Here is a 1,526-nt window from a genome sequence, read left to right on the forward strand (position 1 = left end):
GGGTGCTTGTTCGAGGATGAGGTGTGCGTTGGTGCCGCTGATGCCGAAGGCGGAGATCGCGGCGCGGCGTGGTCTGCCGGTGGTGGGCCAGGGTGTGGTTTTGGTGGTGGGGTGGATGTTTCCGGTGGTCCAGTCGATGTGGGTGGTGGGGGTGGTGGTGTGCAGGGTGGCGGGGATGGTCGCGTGGTGCAGGGCGTGGACCATTTTGATGAGACCGGCGACGCCGGAAGCGGCCTGGGTATGGCCGATGTTGGATTTCAGGGCGGTCAGGTGCAGCGGGATGGTGCGGTTCTGGCCGTAGGTGTTGAGCAGTGCCTGGGCTTCGATGGGATCGCCGAGGGCGGTGCCGGTGCCGTGGGCTTCCACGACGTCGACGTCGGCGGGGGTCAGGCCGGCGTTGGTCAGGGCGGTGGTGATGACCCGTTGCTGGGACGGCCCGTTGGGTGCGGTGAGTCCGTTGGAAGCGCCGTCGGAGTTGATCGCGGTTGCGCGGATGACGGCGAGGATCGGCCGTCCGGCTTTCTGGGCGTCGCTGAGGCGTTGCAGGACGACGAGGCCGGCGCCTTCGGCCCAGGCAGTGCCGTCCGCGTCGGTGTCGAAGGGTTTGCAGTGTCCGTCGGGTGCGAGGCCACGTTGCCGGCTGAACTGGATGAAGAGGTCGGGGGTGGCCATCACGTTGGCGCCACCGGCGAGAGCCAGATCGCATTCGCCGTGGTGCAGCGCCTGGACGGCGAGGTGGATAGCGACCAGTGAGGAGGAACAGGCGGTGTCGATCGTGACAGCGGGCCCTTGCAGACCGAGGGTGTATGCGATGCGGCCGGACGCGACACTGGTGGTGGTACCGGTGAGTGAGTAACCCTCGTCACCGACGGCGTAGTTGTTATGAGTCGCCCCGGTATAGACCGCCGTGGTAGTTCCACGCAACCCCGATGGTTTGATACCGGCGTTTTCGAGAGCTTCCCACGATGTTTCGAGCAACAGACGTTGCTGGGGATCCATCGCGATCGCTTCACGCGGTGAGATACCGAAGAAGCCTGGATCGAACCGGTCGGCCGCGATGAATCCACCGCGGGTCGTGTAAGTCGTTCCGGGATGGTCCGGATCAGGGTGGTACAGGTTCTCCAGATCCCAACCCCGATCATCGGGGAAACCAGTGATCGCGTTCCCACCCCGGATGACCAGATCCCACAAGTCATCCGGGGTAGCGACATCACCGGGATAACGACACGCCATACCCACGATCGCGATCGGCTCATCGGAGCCACCAGCCCGCACAGCAGAAAACGCCGCCGACTCCGGCGCGATCACCTGAAGAATGTACTCAGCCAACTCACCAGGCGTCGGATAATCGAACGCCAACGTAGTCGGCAAACTCAAACCGGTCACCCGGTGCAGGTGATGACGCAACTCCACCACTGTCAGCGAATCGAACCCGGCAGCCTTGAACGTCTGGCGCGGGCCGAGGGCATCCGCCGAGGGCAGGGCGAGAACGGCGGCCGCCGTCGAGCGGACCACCCGCACCACCG

The 1,526-nt window shown here is 65.1% G+C and carries 1 protein-coding gene; it reads right to left on the bottom strand.

Annotated features, from left to right (window positions below; all coding sequences use genetic code 11):
* The coding region (locus tag NIE79_RS32990) for a type I polyketide synthase (RefSeq protein WP_238682288.1) at positions 1-1,526 on the bottom strand (1,526 nt) is incomplete at both ends.

Source organism: Micromonospora trifolii (assembly GCF_022229005.1).
GTDB classification, from domain to species: Bacteria; Actinomycetota; Actinomycetes; order Mycobacteriales; family Micromonosporaceae; genus Micromonospora; species Micromonospora trifolii.